The 15,606-nt window shown below is 70.5% G+C and carries 15 protein-coding genes; 3 read left to right on the top strand and 12 right to left on the bottom strand.

What is annotated here, in order from left to right:
* Positions 1–57: 57 nt before the first annotated feature.
* The 7 genes from WFJ36_RS15135 to WFJ36_RS15165 all read right to left on the bottom strand — a co-directional run bounded on the left by WFJ36_RS15135 (position 58) and on the right by WFJ36_RS15165 (position 6,441).
* Positions 58–717, bottom strand: coding sequence for a GntR family transcriptional regulator (locus tag WFJ36_RS15135; protein ID WP_071329293.1), 660 nt, complete (start codon positions 715–717; stop codon positions 58–60).
* Between the two features lie 47 nt (positions 718–764).
* Positions 765–1,178, bottom strand: coding sequence for a heat shock protein transcriptional repressor HspR (locus WFJ36_RS15140; RefSeq protein WP_062637270.1), 414 nt, complete (start codon positions 1,176–1,178; stop codon positions 765–767).
* Positions 1,179–1,272: 94 nt separating this feature from the next.
* Positions 1,273–2,256, bottom strand: a complete 984-nt coding sequence (locus tag WFJ36_RS15145; RefSeq protein ID WP_071329294.1) for a DnaJ C-terminal domain-containing protein — start codon at positions 2,254–2,256, stop codon at positions 1,273–1,275.
* 7 nt (positions 2,257–2,263) lie between these two features.
* Entirely contained in the window at positions 2,264–2,908 is a 645-nt protein-coding gene (gene grpE / locus WFJ36_RS15150) for a nucleotide exchange factor GrpE (RefSeq protein ID WP_060921591.1), read from the bottom strand.
* A 2-nt stretch (positions 2,909–2,910) separates the two neighbouring features.
* Positions 2,911–4,773, bottom strand: a complete 1,863-nt coding sequence (dnaK, locus tag WFJ36_RS15155) for a molecular chaperone DnaK (protein WP_336643630.1) — start codon at positions 4,771–4,773, stop codon at positions 2,911–2,913.
* Positions 4,774–4,921: 148 nt separating this feature from the next.
* Entirely contained in the window at positions 4,922–6,187 is a 1,266-nt protein-coding gene (locus tag WFJ36_RS15160; protein WP_336643631.1) for an HNH endonuclease signature motif containing protein, read from the bottom strand.
* Between the two features lie 41 nt (positions 6,188–6,228).
* Complete coding sequence (locus WFJ36_RS15165; RefSeq protein WP_336643632.1) at positions 6,229–6,441, bottom strand: hypothetical protein; 213 nt, start codon at positions 6,439–6,441, stop codon at positions 6,229–6,231.
* Between the two features lie 83 nt (positions 6,442–6,524).
* On the opposite strand from WFJ36_RS15165, the gene WFJ36_RS15170 reads away from it, so the two are divergent.
* On the top strand, positions 6,525–7,310 hold the full coding sequence (locus WFJ36_RS15170) for an HAD family hydrolase (protein WP_336643633.1): 786 nt from the start codon (positions 6,525–6,527) through the stop codon (positions 7,308–7,310).
* A 24-nt stretch (positions 7,311–7,334) separates the two neighbouring features.
* Here WFJ36_RS15170 and WFJ36_RS15175 read toward each other — a convergent pair whose 3' ends face one another.
* On the bottom strand, positions 7,335–7,796 hold the full coding sequence (locus tag WFJ36_RS15175) for a DUF3817 domain-containing protein (RefSeq protein ID WP_292786491.1): 462 nt from the start codon (positions 7,794–7,796) through the stop codon (positions 7,335–7,337).
* A gap of 84 nt (positions 7,797–7,880) precedes the next feature.
* On the opposite strand from WFJ36_RS15175, the gene WFJ36_RS15180 reads away from it, so the two are divergent.
* Positions 7,881–8,846: a helix-turn-helix domain-containing protein gene (locus tag WFJ36_RS15180; protein WP_292786493.1), complete on the top strand. Its 966-nt coding sequence runs from the start codon at positions 7,881–7,883 to the stop codon at positions 8,844–8,846.
* A gap of 117 nt (positions 8,847–8,963) precedes the next feature.
* Here WFJ36_RS15180 and WFJ36_RS15185 read toward each other — a convergent pair whose 3' ends face one another.
* Entirely contained in the window at positions 8,964–10,160 is a 1,197-nt protein-coding gene (locus WFJ36_RS15185) for an MFS transporter (protein WP_292786496.1), read from the bottom strand.
* Between the two features lie 249 nt (positions 10,161–10,409).
* Here WFJ36_RS15185 and WFJ36_RS15190 point away from each other — a divergent pair, with 249 nt between their 5' ends.
* Positions 10,410–11,282, top strand: coding sequence for a serine protein kinase RIO (locus WFJ36_RS15190; RefSeq protein WP_336643634.1), 873 nt, complete (start codon positions 10,410–10,412; stop codon positions 11,280–11,282).
* A gap of 9 nt (positions 11,283–11,291) precedes the next feature.
* Here WFJ36_RS15190 and speB read toward each other — a convergent pair whose 3' ends face one another.
* From speB to WFJ36_RS15205, 3 genes are read right to left on the bottom strand one after another with little or no spacing between them, the layout of a single operon-like run.
* Positions 11,292–12,239, bottom strand: coding sequence for an agmatinase (speB, locus tag WFJ36_RS15195; RefSeq protein WP_336643635.1), 948 nt, complete (start codon positions 12,237–12,239; stop codon positions 11,292–11,294).
* A gap of 32 nt (positions 12,240–12,271) precedes the next feature.
* Positions 12,272–13,888 carry a thiamine pyrophosphate-binding protein gene (locus WFJ36_RS15200; protein WP_336643636.1) on the bottom strand — a complete coding sequence of 539 codons (1,617 nt, stop codon included), beginning with the start codon at positions 13,886–13,888 and terminating at the stop codon, positions 12,272–12,274.
* A gap of 10 nt (positions 13,889–13,898) precedes the next feature.
* Positions 13,899–15,566: an amidohydrolase gene (locus WFJ36_RS15205; RefSeq protein ID WP_336643637.1), complete on the bottom strand. Its 1,668-nt coding sequence runs from the start codon at positions 15,564–15,566 to the stop codon at positions 13,899–13,901.
* Positions 15,567–15,606 lie beyond the last annotated feature (40 nt).

The raw sequence follows: 15,606 nt of genomic DNA on the forward strand, positions 1-15,606 counted from the left end.
CGCGGCCCATGTCCGCATGCGCACGGAACATGTGCCCGCGTCTTCGCGTCCCGCGACTCAGCGAGAGCCGACTTCGTGGAGCATCCGCTCGCGGGCACCGTCGAGGTGCGCCGAGAGGACGGCGGCGGCCGCGTCGGGAGACCCCGTGCGCATGACATCCAGCAGCTTCACATGGTCGTCCGCGGACTCGTGGAGGTCTTCGTCGTGGTTGATCGTGACCTCGAGCAGGGCCGTGAACGTGGGGAGGTACTGGTTCCAGGCGCCCTCCAGCCGGGGGTGGTCGGCGAGGGCGTAGATCTGCGAGTGGAAGTCGAGGTCGGCCGTGACGAAGGCCGCATGGTCACCCGCGTCCGCGGCTTCGGCCATGCGCTGGACGGCGTCGGCCATCGGCTGCCACCGCTCGTCGTCGTCGACCCGCATCGCCCGCGAGAGGGCGAGTTGCTCCAATGCGCCTCGGAGGCTGTAGAGCTGGTCGACGTCGTCGCTCGTGAGGCCCACGATGTAGACGCCGCGCGGGCGCTGCACCTCGACGAGCTTCTCGAAGCTGAGCTGGGTGAGGGCGTCGCGCACGGGACCGCGGCTGACGGCGAACTCCTCGGCGAGGGCCTCTTCGGTGAGCCGGGCCCCCGGCGCGAGCTCCCCTCGGACGATGCGCTGGCGCAGCACGCGCGCGACCTGCGCTCCGAGCGACTCCCCGCGCGTGACGGTCTGCGTCATGGTGACCTCCTGTTAACAGTTGACAGGATACACACCGGGGTGCGCGGTCAGGCTCCGGAGCGCGGGCTCCACAGTACGAGTTCCGTCGAGCGGCGGATGCGTCGGCCGGTCGGCATGGGCACGACACCCGCGGATCCGGCGGCGAACACCCGCACGCCGGGACGGTTCTCGCGCTCGGCGCGGAGGGCGCTCTCCAGCGCGACGACACGGTCGCGCAGCATCCGGTTCTCGTCCTCCAGGTCGAGGAGCCGGGCGATCGCGGGGAGACTGACCCCTTCAGAGGAGAGCTGGGCCACCTCGCGCAGCTGCTCGATGTTGCGGTGCGAATAACGACGGGAGCCGCCGGGCGTCCGTCCCGGCACCACGAGGCCGATCCGGTCGTACTGACGGAGGGTCTGGGGGTGCAGGCCGGAGAGCTTGGCGGCTGCGGCGATCGCGAAGACCGGAGTGTCCGCGTCCATCACGCCTTCCTTCCTGATTTCACGTCAGGCCGCCGCGCCGGGTCAGGCAACTCCCCTCCGGAAGCGCCTGACCCGACGCGAAAGCCTGTGCTCGTCAACGGCGGGCCTTCGCCATGAGCTCGGCCCGCGGATTCTCCTGGGGCTCCAGCTCCTGGAACCTCTCGAGCGCCTCGCGCGCGGCGTCGTCGAGGTGCGTCGGCACCGCGACCTGGAGCTCGGCGAGCAGGTCGCCGGTCCCCTTGGCGGTCGCGACACCGCGACCCTTGACGCGGAGCACGCGACCCGAGGGGGTCCCGGGGGCCACGCGGAGCTTCACCACGTCGCCACCGAGGGTCGGGACCTCGATGGTCGCGCCCAGCGTCGCCTCGGTGAAGGTCACCGGGACCACGAGGCGGAGGTTGAGACCGTCCCGTGTGAAGACCGGGTGCGGACGCACCGTGATCTGCACCACGATGTCTCCGTTCTCCCCACCGTCGGGCGAGGGACGACCACGGCCACGCAACCGGATCTTCTGTCCGTCGGCGACACCCGCGGGGATCTTCACCTTGAACGGCTTGCCGTCCTCGCCCTGCAGGGTGATGGTCTCGCCCTGCACGGCGGTGCTGAAGTCCAGCGTGGTGCGGGCCGTGACGTCGGCGCCGCGCTGCGGGCCGCCGAAGCCACGGAAGCCGCCGCTCGGCTGCCCGAACCGGCCGCCGCCGAACGAGCTGCCCTGGCCCTGGTTGAACATCGCGAAGATGTCCTCGAAGTCGGCGGTCTGGCCGCGCCCCTGCTGTCCGAACCGGCTGAAGACGTCTTCGAACCCGCCGGCGCCCGAGCCGCTCGCCGTGAAGCGAGCGCCCGAGCCCATGGCGCGGATCTCGTCGTACTCCTTGCGCTGCTCGGCGTCGGAGAGCACCGAGTAGGCCTCGCTGATCTCCTTGAACTTGGCCTCGGCCTTCGCATCGCCCTGATTGGAGTCGGGGTGATACTTCCGCGCGAGCTTGCGGTACGTCTTCTTCAGGTCAGCGTCGCTGACGTCCTTCGAGACCCCGAGGGTCTTGTAGAAGTCCTTGTCGAACCAATCCTGGCTGGCCATCGATCACCTACTCCGCAGGGACGGCGACGACGACCTTCGCAGGACGCAGCTCGACCTCGCCGAGGCGGTAGCCCACCTCGACGACCTCGAGCACCGTGGTCTTCGAGGTGCCGGGGGTCGGCTGCTGGAAGATCGCCTCGTGACGCTGGGGGTCGAACTCCTCCCCCTTCTCGCCGTAGGCGACGACGCCGAGCCGCTCCACGACCGCGCGCACCTTCTCGGCGATCACGGCGAAGGGGCTGCCCTCGACCAGATCGCCGTGCTGCTCGGCGCGGGCCAGGTCGTCGAGCACAGGGATGAGGCCCTTGGCGGCCTCGCCCTTCGCGCGCTCGATCTCGATCTGGCGCTGCTCTTCGGTGCGGCGTCGGTAGTTCGCGTACTCGGCCTGCAGGCGCTTGAGGTCGGTCAGCAGGGCGTTCTCGGCGTCGGCGATCGCGGCGTCGCCCGCGGCGGCATCCGCCGTCTGCGCGGCGCCGAGGATGTCCTCGACCGTCAGCCCTTCCTCCGCCTCGGCAGCCGCGTCGACCGGGGTCTCGTCGGAGCCCTCGGCGGCCTTCGCCTCGCGGGAGTCCTGGTTCTGCGGCACGGGGCCGGATGCCTGAGCATCCGACCCCTCCGGAACCTCGTTCTCGTCGAAGTTCTTGTCCGTCATGATTACTTCTTCTCGTCCTCGTCGTCGACGACCTCGGCGTCGATGACGTCCTCCTCGGAGGAGGGGGCGTCACCGGTCGGGGTCTCGCCCTCGGCCGAAGCGCCGGCGGCGTCCGCCTGCGAGGAGGCGTAGATCGCCTCGCCGAGCTTCGACTGGGACTGGTTGAGCTTCTCGAACGCGGTCTTCACGGCCTCGTCGTCGTCGCCGGCCAGTGCCGTCTTGAGCGCATCGACGTCGGCCTTGACCTCGGTCTTCACGTCCTCGGGGAGCTTGTCCTCGTTCTCCGAGATGAGCTTCTCGATGGAGTAGGCGAGGGTCTCGGCCTGGTTGCGGGTCTCCGCAGCCTCGCGACGCGCCTTGTCCTCGGCGGCGTGCTCCTCGGCCTCGCGCACCATGCGCTCGATGTCCTCCTTCGACAGCGACGAGCCGCCGGAGATGACGATCGACTTCTCGGTGCCGGTGCCCTTGTCCTTCGCGGACACGTGGACGATGCCGTTGGCGTCGATGTCGAAAGTGACCTCGATCTGCGGGATGCCACGGGGAGCCGGCGCGATGCCGGTCAGCTCGAAGGTGCCGAGCGGCTTGTTGTCGCGCGTGAAGTCACGCTCGCCCTGGAAGACCTGGATGGCGACGGACGGCTGGTTGTCGTCGGCCGTGGTGAAGGTCTCGCTCCGCTTGGTCGGGATGGCCGTGTTGCGCTCGATGAGCTTGGTCATCATGCCGCCCTTGGTCTCGATGCCGAGGGAGAGCGGGGTGACGTCGATGAGGAGGACGTCCTTGCGCTCGCCCTTGAGGACACCGGCCTGCAGCGCGGCGCCGACGGCGACGACCTCGTCCGGGTTCACACCCTTGTTGGCCTCCTTGCCGGTCTCGCGCTTGACGAGCTCGGCGACGGCGGGCATACGGGTCGAACCACCCACGAGGACGATGTGGTCGATGTCGGACACCTTGATGCCGGCCTCGCGGATGACGTCCTCGAAGGGCTTCTTGGTGCGGTCGAGCAGGTCCTTCGTGAGGTCCTCGAACTTGGCGCGGGTCACGGTCTCGGAGAGCGAGACGGGGCCCGAGTCGGTCAGCGACAGGTACGGCAGGTTGATGCTCGTGGACGTGGAGCTGGAGAGCTCCTTCTTCGCCTGCTCCGCGGCCTCCTTGAGGCGCTGCAGGGCGATCTTGTCACCCGAGACGTCGACGCCCGTGGTCTCCTTGAACTGCTTGATCAGGTAGTCGACGAGACGCTGGTCCCAGTCGTCTCCACCGAGACGGTTGTCACCGGCGGTGGCGCGCACCTGGATCGTGGAGAAGTCGTCGTCCTTGCCCACCTCGAGGAGGGAGACGTCGAACGTTCCGCCACCGAGGTCGAAGACGAGGATGAGCTCGTCCTCCTTGCCCTTGTCGAGGCCGTAGGCCAGGGCAGCGGCGGTCGGCTCGTTGATGATGCGGAGCACGTTGAGGCCCGCGATCTCACCGGCCTCCTTGGTGGCCTGACGCTCGGCGTCGTTGAAGTACGCCGGGACCGTGATGACGGCGTCGGTCACGGTGTCTCCGAGGTAGGACTCGGCGTCGCGCTTGAGCTTCTGGAGGATGCGCGCGGAGATCTCCTGCGGCGTCCACTTCTTGCCGTCGACGTCGAAGGTCCAGTCGGTGCCCATGTGGCGCTTGACGGAAGCGATCGTCCGGTCGACGTTGGTGACGGCCTGGCGCTTCGCGGTCTCGCCGACGAGCACCTCCCCGTCCTTGGTGAAGGCGACGACCGAAGGGGTCGTGCGGAAGCCCTCGGCGTTGGCGATGACCTTGGGCTCGCCACCCTCGAGGACGCTGACGACGGAGTTGGTGGTTCCGAGGTCGATACCGACAGCACGTGCCATGTGTTCTCTCCTTTGTTGGGAAGTCTGTAGTGGTCTGAAAACCTGCGGCGATCAGGGAAACCTGAGTCGCGATGGCTCAAGTGTACGCCGAGGCCCCAAGGCTGTCAAATGAACTTGATATGAACAGGCTCAAGTTTTCCCTCGGCGATCAGAACGGCGCGTCCGTCGAGTCTTCGGTGAAGGTGACAGTGTTCGACGGTGGCGGGCGGTCGATGTAGAGCCTTCCCGTCGGACTCGTCCAGGCATAGAGGCCGTCGCCACGCGCCTCGACATGCCAGGCGGACTGATGTTTCAAGACGTGATGTCGACGGCACAGGTGACCGAGATTCGAGGCAGTTGTCTCCCCGCCGAGCGCGGCGTCCCGGTGGTGGTCGATGTCGCACTCCGCGGGTGGATAGCCGCATCCGGGGAAGCGGCATCGCTGATCTCTGGCCCGCAGATGTCGTCGTAGTTCGGCGTTCGGGCGATACCGGTCGACCGCGAGGACCGCGCCCGTCACGGGGTGGGTGAGGATGCGATCCCATCCGGAAGCAGCTCCCGCCAGCTTCCGCGCCGTGGCGGGGTCGACAGGGGTGCGGCCGTCGAGCTCCGCCGGCGCCGTTCCCCGACCGAGGAGGGTCATGACGGGCACCGTGACCGCGACTGTAGGCACGATGGCGGCCAGGGCACCGTCGCGGTCGTCATGGCCTGCCGGAGCGCCGGTCAGGAGGAGGTCGAGCGCGAGGTCAGCCCTGGACTGCGCGACAGTTCGGAGGTCCGTCGGGTCATCGCCGGCCTGTGCAGTCTTGGCCATGCTGGTCAGCCGATCGAACACGCCGTGCACCAGTTCCGCCGGCCCCAGGAGTCCGAGCTCAGCCATCCCGTCAGGGGCGTCCCGCACCCACACGCGCCGCCGCTCACGGGCGACCTCGTGACGGTCCGCGAGGGGACGTGGCTGAAACTCCTCCGCGACCCGGCGCGCCATTCGCGCAACACGATTCGGCGCCTCGTCCTCGGCGAAGGCGATCATTCGCGCGGAGAACGCGTCGCGGTCCGCCTCGTCCTCGAGGTGCTCCCCCGCCTCCGCGATGACGCGGGCATGCCGGGCGGTGACCTGCCCCGCGCCCCATGCACCCCACAGCCGGGGAAAGCGTTCGACGATCCAGACCGCATCCGCCATCCGCCGCTGCATCGTCCTGTCGCTCGCCCGCAGCGCGGCACCGAACTCCGCCGCGACCGTGCGCACGCTCAGATCCGCGCCGTCCGGATGGTCGGCCTGTGCCGCGACCTCCACGGCGAGGCGCGATCCCAGAGCCAGGATCCCATCCCGCGCAGCCTGCAGACCACTGATCGTCCGCTCGACACCGACGAGCATCTCCGTGAGCGCTCGGAGCGCCTCCACCTGCTCGATCGTCGCGTCCGCCAGTCCTGTCACACCCCGAGTGAAGCAGGGGCCACCGACATTGAAAGCCCAGTTCAGAAGCGGTAAACGATATACTGGGATGCACTGTGCGTCACGGCAATATCGCTCGGCTTCGGTCGTCGATCCTCGCGGAGGGCGTCTGCGCCGACCGGATCGCCGCACTGCTGCGCATCCGGCGCGCCGAGGTGGAGCGGGAGCACCGGCTCGCCGCCGCGCGACTCGTCGATGTGGAGCGGCGCCTCCACCTCATCGAGAAGGAGAAGCACATGTCGCAGATCGAGATCGTCCAGAAGCCCCTCCCCGCGCCCTCACCACCCCGATCGCCCAGTACCGGACGCTGCCGGACGGGATGGAGGTCGTCGCCGGATACTCCTACTCCGGCCCCGCCGCCGACGGCATCGAGATCATCGAGCTCCTTGCCGAGGAGGACGCCGTCTGCGGGGTGCACCTGGGCTCGATGGAGCGGATCGCGGAGAGCTGGCACGCCATCCACACGGAGGTGGTGGCCGGGAGGCAGGATGGGGGGATGATCCGCGCCGTGCTCTTCGACCTCGACGGGGTCATCCGTCATTTCGACCACGACCCCACCCTGGAGGCACGGCACGGGCTCGCGGACGGCGCGATCGCCCGCATCGCCTTCTCCTCCCCGCTGATCGACGAGGTGACCACGGGACTCCTCACCCGCGAGGAATGGATCATCCGCGTCGGAGAGGCCGCAGGGTCGGCCGCCGCGGCGCAGGAATGGGGACGCACGCCGTTCGCCGCCGACCAGGAGATGCTGGCGCTCGTCGACGCGCTGCGGTCTCACGGGACCACCTGCGCCATCCTCACGAACGGCACCGACACCATCGACGAGGAGCTTCACGACAGCGGGATCGACGCGCACTTCGATCGGGTGTTCAACTCCGCCGACATCGGACACGCCAAGCCGGACGTCCGGGCTTTCCGCCACGTGGTCGCAGCCCTCGACCTCCCTCCGGAGGAGGTCTTTTTCCTCGACGATTCGCCGGGGAAGCTCAGCGGCGCACGAGCGCTGGGCATGACCACGCACCACTTCACGGGAGTCGCCGCGCTGCGGACGGCCCTCCACGTCGCCGGCGTTCCCGGCGCGACGGCACCGACGCCGATCCCTTAGGGCATCACGCCCTTCGGGGTCGGGTCACTTGCCCCCGGGCGGGCCGACCAGCAGCAGGATCACATACAGCGCGACGATGCCCACGACAAGCAGCACCGCGAGCACCCAGGGGCGACGGAGGAACCAGCGCATCAGGCGGTCGTACCAGCGACCGTCGCGCGGGTCGTCGGTGGCGTCGAGCCGCCAGTCGCCCCGGAGCCGACCGGTGCGATGCAGCCAGATCTCCATCGGGATGGTCGCGTACGGCACGACGGCGCTGAGGACGGCGAGCACGCCGACGCCCGGGTGCCACCGCTGGTTGAGCGCGACGAGGACGGCGGTCGCGGCATAGGCGAGGAACACGAACCCGTGGATTCCGCCGCCGACCGTCACCACGACGCCGGGGGCTCCGACGGCGCGAGCGATGATCGCGGCGATGAGGATGGTCCAGGTGATCGCCTCCGCGATCGCGAGGACTCGGTACAGGCGGCCAGGGGTGCGGAACACGGGACTCCTCGGGTGGGGTACCCCTCCAGCGTATCCCGCTTCGAATCGCCCACTTGGCCCCATCCGCCGCCGAAATGGTGCAAGGTGAGCGATTCGAAGGGGAATAGGGGGACGGCGGCCGACGTTGCCGAAGGCATGGTGACGGTGGATGCGGACGCGCTGTCCTCGGTGCTCGGCACGGTGGACCTGCGCGTGGGGATCGCCCGCCGCGTGCGGCTGACCCCCGGAGGACTCCTCCCGCTGCCGTCCGGCCGGATCACCCTCGTCTACGTCGCCGACGGCGCCGTGCACGGGCATCCGCCTCTGGGCACGGGCTGCCGCCTCGACGTGGACCGTTCCTCGCAGCAGCTCACGGTCGAGGAGCCAGGACACCGCGACCGACTCGTGTCCGGCGACGCCTTCCTGCTGCTCCGCGGCGACGCCTTCGCGCTGGAGGCCGACGCCGAAACCGCGCTCCTCCTCGTCGACATCGAGCTCGCGGACACCGCCTCTCCCCTGCCCGCGCTCCTGCCGCCCTTCCTCGCGGTGACCGGATTCGACGCGCTGGAGCCGGCTGCCGCCGCCCTCGCCGAGAACATGGGCGTGGTCGATGCGCCCGCGTGCCCGGTGCGCCAGGGAGACCCGCTGATCTGCCGGATGATGGCGACCACCGTGCTGCTCTCGGTCATCCGGGCCTGGGCGGCCAACGGATGTGCGCCCGCGGGGTGGCCCTCGTTGTCGAAGGATCCCTTCCTCGACCGGGTGGTGGACGCCATCCACGAGCAGCCGGGACGGGACTGGACCGTCGAGCGCCTGGCCGCCGTCGGGGCCATGTCGCGCTCGGCCTTCGCGGAGCGGTTCCGTCTCACCGTGGGCCGCTCCCCCGCCGACTACGTCACGGAGGTGCGGATCGATGCCGCGAAGCGGATGCTCCAGGCCGGGCAGTCGGTGTCGAGCGTCTCGCGCGAGCTCGGCTACGCCTCGGACGAGGGCTTCAGCCGCGCCTTCCGCCGCCGGACGGGCATGACCCCGTCCTCCTGGCGCGCCTCGCACTCCCTCGTTCCGGCCTGATCCCGCGATCTCCCCCCTCCCGGGGCGGGCACGGCTTCGGAGACCGGCGACGACATGCCGACCCCGGGCCCGAGGGGACGGCGTGTCGTCGGCCAGCTCCGAAGTTGTGCCCGGAGGTCAGGAGCGGGCGCTGCGGCGGTTCGAGAGTCCGAAGAGGACGGCACCGGCGAGGAGCGAGACCGCCCCGATCGTGTAGACGAGTTCGATGCTCAGGGTGTCGACGAGGAGTCCGCCCACGCCGGCCGCGAGCGTGATCGCCCCCTGGAACCCGACGACCACGAGGCTCCCCCCGGCCTCCAGGCGGTCCGGCATGCGGTGGCCCACCCAGGTGTTCACGACGATCAGCCACGACGAGAAGAAGAAGCCCCAGAGGAGCACGACCGCACCGATGCCGATGATGGATCCGGAGAAGAGCACCATCGAGAGCACCGCGGCGGAGATGACGAGCGGCGCGAACACCGCGAAGAAGGCGAAGGAGCGGTCGATCACGAGGCCGATGGAGAGGTTGCCCAGGAGGCCCCCGACACCGAACAGCGCCAGCAGCACGACGATCGTCGACGCGTCCACGTCCGGGATGCGCTCCAGCGCGAGGCGGACGTAGGTGTAGGCGAGGAAGTGGCCGAGCACGACCAGCACATGTCCGACCATCCCGAGGCCGATGCCCGGACGCCGCACCGTGTCGACGAGCAGACGCAGGCTCGACGCGCGCTCTGCCGGGACGGTCGGCAACGCCCACCGCAGGGCCACGGCCAGCACCACCATGAGCACTCCCGCGATCGCGAACACGGCGCGCCAGTCGACGACCTCGCTCAGCATGACCCCGAGCGGGACGCCGGCGACCGTGGCGAGCGAGACGCCCGCGGAGGTGAACATCACCCCGCGACCGAGGTGCTCCGGCCCCGCGAGCCGCGCGGCGACCGTGATCGACATCGTCCAGTAGGCGCTGATCGCCGCTCCCAGCAGGAACCGCGCCAGCAGGACGACGACGAGGTTCGGCGCGATGGCGACCACGAGGTTCGACACGGCGGCGGCGAGCGCCATCCACACCAACAGCGACCGACGGTCCAGACGGGGGAACACGAGGCCGACGGTCGGGGCGACGAAGAGCCCGACGAGCGCGGTGACGGTGACGGTCTGCCCGGCCTGGCCGGGGGTCACCCCGAGGCCGTCCGCCATCTCGGTGAGCACTCCGTTGGGGAGGAACTCGGCGGTCACCAGCAGGAAGCCCATCACCATGAGGGCGATGAGTCCGCCGTAGCGGATGCGGTCACCGCGGCTGGTCGGCAGGGTCGGGACGGGGGCGGTCGTGGTCATGCTTCCAGACTCGCAACGGGGACCGGCCTGCGCCCGACCGGTCGTCCGCCGCATCCGACCGATCGTCCGACCCTGGACAACCCCCGAGGCACCCCCTAGGCTCGACGACGCACCGGGATCCGCCCGGGAAGCCCGAGCGAAGGAGGCGATGAGATGAACGCTGTCGTCGTCGCGCCTATCGCCGACCACCTTCCCTTCGAGGCCACCCGCTCCTGATCGCCGCGTGGCCTCCCTTCCCGGAGCCACACCGTGACCGAATCCCCCGCTTCCTCGGAAGCCGCGTCCTTCGACGCCACCTCCTTCGACTCCCTCGAGACCGCCCTCTCCTTCGCCGAGGTCGAGCCCGGCGCCAACCAGCGCTGGACGACCTGGCCCTCGTCCACCCCCACCGAGCGGGGGCCGGACCCCCGCCCCGCCTGGGTGGTGACCTCCGCCGGCGCCCTGGACACCGAGCTCGGCATCCTGAAGACCGGCAAGGAGGCCGACGTGTTCCTGCTGGAGCGCGCCGTGCCCGACGACCCGACGCAGCGCACCCTCCTCGCCGCCAAGCGCTACCGCGGCATCGAGAACCGGAGCTTCCAGCGCTCCGCCGTCTACACCGAGGGACGCAGCACGCGGAACACCCGCGACACGCGCGCCCTCGCCAAGAAGACCGCCCACGGACGGGAGGTCGCCGCAGCCCAGTGGTCGCTCGCGGAGTTCGAGGCCCTGTGCCGGATGTGGGAGCGCGGTGCCCCGGTCCCCTATCCCGTGCAGGTCAGCGGCACCGAGGTGCTCATGGAGTTCCTCGGCGACGACCGGGGCATCGCGGCACCGCGGCTCGCCCAGGTGCGCGGGTCGAACGCCGAGATGCAGGAGTACTTCACGCAGGTGGTCGAGCTCATGCGGGTCTTCGCCGCCGCGGGCTTCGCGCACGGCGACCTCTCCGCCTACAACCTCCTCGTGCACGACGGGCGGGTGCGGGTGATCGACCTGCCGCAGATCATCGACGTGATCGCGAATCCGCAGGGCCTCGACCTCCTGCACCGCGACTGCGTCAACGTGTGCGACTGGTTCGCACGGCGACGGGTGGAGTGCGACGCCGAGGCCCTGTTCGCAGACCTCCTCGGGATGCTGTTCTGACCCCGGGTGTCAGGAGGCGAGTCGGGCGGCGAGAAGGGTGACCAGCCCGTACACGACGTGACTCGCGGCGATCCCGGTCATCTGGGCGTGATCGTACGCGGGCGACACCTCCACGACGTCGGCGCCGACGATGTCCCGGTCACGCAGCGCCCGGAGGATGCGCAGCAGCTCGCGACTCGTGAGCCCTCCCGCCTCGGGGGTCCCGGTGCCGGGCGCGTGCGCCGGGTCGAGCACGTCGATGTCGATCGAGACGTACAGCGGCTTGTCGCCGATGCGGGTGAGGATGCGGTCGATCGCGGCCTCCACCCCGTGCTCCTCGATGTACTCGCTGGAGACGATGGAGAAGCCGAGGCGCTCGTCGTCCTCGAGGTCCTGCTTCGAGTACAGGGGTCCGCGGGTGCCGACGTGGCAACTCGCGGTGAGGTCGATCAGCCCCTCCTCGCTCGCGCGGCGGAAGGGGGTGCCGTGCGTGATGGGGGCCCCGAAGTAGGTGTCCCACGTGTCCAGGTGGGCGTCGAAGTGGAGGACCGCGACGGGTCCGTGCTTCGCGGCCACCGCCCGCAGCAGGGGAAGGGCCACGGTGTGGTCGCCGCCGATCGTGACGAGGCGCTGCACCTGCTCGCCGAGCGCCAGCGCCGCGCGCTCGACCTCGGTCACGGCCTCGGTGAGGTCGAACGGGTTCACCGGGATGTCCCCCGCATCCACCACCTGGGCGAGCTGGAACGGCGACACGTCCTGTGCGGGGTTGTAGGGCCGGAGCAGCCGGGATGACTCCCGCACGTGCGACGGTCCGAAGCGGGTGCCGGGGCGGTAGCTCACGCCGGAGTCGAACGGGATGCCGACCACGGCGATGTCGGCGCGCGGCACGTCCTCGATGCGGGGCAGGCGGGCGAAGGTGGCGATGCCGGAATACCGCGGGTTCACGGAGGCGTCGACGGGGCCGATGTTGTCGGTCATTTCTCGTTCCTGTTCGTCGGGAGGTGTGGGTCTCAGAGGGCGTGCTGCGGGATGTGCACGAGCTGCACCCCGCCGTCGGCGATGGCCGCGCGGATGCTGGGGGCGATGTCGGCGCGTGATGCCGCCCGTCGCCCGGTCGCCCCGAAGGCGGTGGCGAGCGCGGCCCAGTCCGGCTGCACGAGGTCGACGCCGATCGGGGTCATGCCCCGGTCGAGCTCGTTCTGGCGGATCTCCGCGTACCCGCCGTTGTCGACGCACACCACGGTGACGTCGAGACGCTGCTCGACGGCGGTGACGAGCTCGTTCACGCAGAACATCAGAGCGCCGTCGCCGATGACGGTGACGACCGGGCGTTCGGTCTGCGCGACGGCCGCTCCGATCGCGGCGGGGAGGCCATAGCCGAGCGTGGCGTAGGTCGGCGTGTAGAGGAGGGAGTGCGGCTGCTCCTGCCGCAGCACGCTGCCGAGCGCCATGTACACGATCTGGGAGGAGTCGCCCGCCACGATCGCGTCGGCAGGGAGGGCGTCGGCGATGATCTCGGCCAGCGCGACGGTGTCCGGCGCGGTCTCCCGCGACTCGGCCTCGATCGCAGCCCGCTCGGCCGTGAGGTCACGGGCGGGCCGTGCGGGGTCCGGCAGCAGCGGCAGGAGGGCGTCGGTCACGGCGGCGGCGTCTCCCGTGAGGCCGACCGTCGCGGTGAGGTTCTTGTCCTGCTGCTCCGGAGAGATGTCGACGCGGATCACGGCGCCGCGCGCCTCGAGCCGGGGAGCCCAGAGCTCCGCCTCGCCCAGCTTCGAGCCGACCACGAGCAGCACGTCGGCGTCTTCGGCCACGGCCCGTGCGGCGGCGAGGCGCAGGTTCGAGCCGAGGGACAGCGGGTGCCGTTCGTCGAGCACCGCCTTGCCGTTCAGGCTTGTGAGCACCGGAGCCCCGAGCCGCTCGGCCACGGCGACGAGCTGGTGCGCGGCGTCCACCGCACCCCCACCGGCCACGATCACCGGGCGGCGGGCGGCCGACAGCAGCCGGGCGGCCTCGGCGAGCGCGATCGGATCCCCGGAGACGCGGTCGGGCATCGGGCGCGGTTTCCGGTCCTCCGCGGGCACGGCGGCGGGCGCCTCCAGCACGTCGAGCGGGATCTCGATGTGCACGGGGCGGGGACGGCCGGTGCGGAAGAGGTGGAACGCGTCGTGCACGGCCTGCACCGCCTCCGCCGCGGTCGACACCCGTCGCGACCACTCCGCGATCGCGCCGACCATGGCTGTCGCGTCTTTGGTCTCGTGCAGCGTGCCGACGTCGGCGAACTCCGCCCCGAGCGGCACGCCGGGCGAGAGGACGATGAGCGGCCGAGACTCGCAGAACGCGGTGCCGATCGCGCTCATCGCGTTCTGCAGGCCCGGGCCTGAGGTCGTGATCACCACGCCGGGGAGCCCGGTCTGCTGCGCCCATCCGTCCGCGCCGTACCCCGACCCCTGCTCGTGGCGGTTGGTCACGGCGCGGATGCCGAGGTCGGCGAGGGGCCGGTAGAACTCCAGGTTGTGCGTGCCGGGGATGCCGAAGACGGCGGTCACCCCGTAGGCGCGGATGGTCTCCAGGACCGCACGGCCCGCGGTGTCGGCGTACCGGTCGTCTCCGATGGTGTCGGTGCTCATCGTGTCATCCTCACATCGCGTGCCGACGGACGCCGTCGACCCAGGTCTCGCGCACCTGGATCGCCGCGATCTCCTCGGCCGGCACCGCGAGCGGATCGTCCGAGAGCACCGCGAAGTCGGCGTACTTGCCCGGCTCCAGGGAGCCGAGGTCGTCCTCGCGGCCGATCGAGACCGCACCCTCGATCGTGTGCGCCCGCAGCGCCGCGGTCGCGGAGATGCGCAGGTCGTCCGGGCCGAGCCGGTGTCCGCGACGGGTGACCCGGGTGACCGCGGTCTGGATCGCCTCCAGCGGGATGGGCTCGGCGACCGGGGCGTCGGAGGAGATCGTCATGGGCACGCCCGCACGCTCGAACTCCCCGAGCGGGTTGAATCGCTCACCGGGGGTGCCGATGGCCTCCTCCACGCCCTCGCCCCAGTTGAAGTAGTGCTGCGTCTGGTTCACGGGACGGATGCCGGCGGCCGCCATCCGCTCGATCTGCCCGGGGGTCGGCAGGCCGCAGTGCTCGATGCGGTGCCGGGCGTCCGCATCCGGACGCTCCGCGAGCGCGGCCTCGATCGCCGACACGACCATCTCGATCGCGGTGGGCGACTGGGCGTGGGTCGCGGTCTGCAGTCCGGCCGCATGCGCCCTGCGGATGAGCTCCGCGTAGTCGGCGGGCTCGTGATAGAGCTGGCCGGTGCGGCAGGGGTCGCCGACGTAGCCGTCCGGGAAGTACGCGGTCCAGCCCCCGAGAGTGCCGTCGGCGTAGAACTTGATGCCGGCGAAGCTGAGGTGCGCGTTGCCGAACTGCCCGACGAGCCCCATCTCCAGCGCCTCGTCGAGCAGGTGCGACAGCAGGTACATCGACACGCGCAGCTCCAGCCGCCCGGCCTCGGCCAGCCGCAGGTACATGTCGAACTCGCGACGCGTGACCTGGCAGTCGCCGATGGAGGTGACCCCGCCCGCGAGGAACCGCTGCGTCGCCGCGTCGAGCTGGCGCAGGTGCTCCTCCGGCTCGTCCGCGAGGTGGAAGTTCGGACCGTGGTGGCCGATCTTCACCCCGTGGACGCCGGTGAGGATGTTGCACGCCGCGTCGGACAGTTCGCCGGTGAGCTCGCCGTCGGCGTCGCGGAAGAACTCGCCGCCGTCCGGGTTCGGGGTGTCCCGGTCCACGCCGTTGAGCTCCAGCGTGTACGAGTTCACCACCCCGCCGTGGCCGGAGGCGTTCATGAGGTACACCTCGCGGTCGGCGGCCACCTCGTCGAGCTCGAAGCGGGTGGGGTGCCGCTTCTCAGCGAGGTTGCGCTGCTCGTAGCCGTAGCCGCGCACCGGACGGCCGGCGGGGAGTTCGGCAGCCGCGGCCTTCAGCAGCGCCACGATCTCCGGGATGCTCCCCGCCTTCTCCGGACCGCAGTCCACCCAGGTCATCATCTGCCCGAACATCAGCGGATGCGCATGCGCGTCCACGAAGCCGGGGACGACCACCGCCTCGCCCAGATCGACGCGTTCCGGGGTGAGTCCGGCCCGCGCCGCCACGTCCTCGCACGCCGCCGCCGTGCCGAGGGCGACGATGCGCCCCCGGTCGGTCAGCATCGCGGTGACGGTGGTGTCCGCCGGGTCCGCCGTGTGGATGGCTCGTGCGGTGACGAGGACGGGAGCGGCCTGGGCCGAGCGGTCGAAGGGGGTGAGCTTTCTCATGATGCCTGTTCGCGGTGGTGTCGTGCGGAGGAAGAGTGCC

Source organism: Microbacterium sp. MMO-113, assembly GCF_037148555.1.
GTDB lineage: Bacteria > Actinomycetota > Actinomycetes > Actinomycetales > Microbacteriaceae > Microbacterium.

Coding starts and splice junctions, on each gene's coding strand:
- WFJ36_RS15135 (WP_071329293.1), bottom strand. CDS start 717: ATGACGCAGACCGTCACGCGCGGGGAGTCGCTCGGAGCGCAGGTCGCG.
- WFJ36_RS15140 (WP_062637270.1), bottom strand. CDS start 1,178: ATGGACGCGGACACTCCGGTCTTCGCGATCGCCGCAGCCGCCAAGCTC.
- WFJ36_RS15145 (WP_071329294.1), bottom strand. CDS start 2,256: ATGGCCAGCCAGGATTGGTTCGACAAGGACTTCTACAAGACCCTCGGG.
- grpE (WP_060921591.1), bottom strand. CDS start 2,908: ATGACGGACAAGAACTTCGACGAGAACGAGGTTCCGGAGGGGTCGGAT.
- dnaK (WP_336643630.1), bottom strand. CDS start 4,773: ATGGCACGTGCTGTCGGTATCGACCTCGGAACCACCAACTCCGTCGTC.
- WFJ36_RS15170 (WP_336643633.1), top strand. CDS start 6,525: ATGGAGGTCGTCGCCGGATACTCCTACTCCGGCCCCGCCGCCGACGGC.
- WFJ36_RS15185 (WP_292786496.1), bottom strand. CDS start 10,160: ATGACCACGACCGCCCCCGTCCCGACCCTGCCGACCAGCCGCGGTGAC.
- speB (WP_336643635.1), bottom strand. CDS start 12,239: ATGACCGACAACATCGGCCCCGTCGACGCCTCCGTGAACCCGCGGTAT.
- WFJ36_RS15200 (WP_336643636.1), bottom strand. CDS start 13,888: ATGAGCACCGACACCATCGGAGACGACCGGTACGCCGACACCGCGGGC.
- WFJ36_RS15205 (WP_336643637.1), bottom strand. CDS start 15,566: ATGAGAAAGCTCACCCCCTTCGACCGCTCGGCCCAGGCCGCTCCCGTC.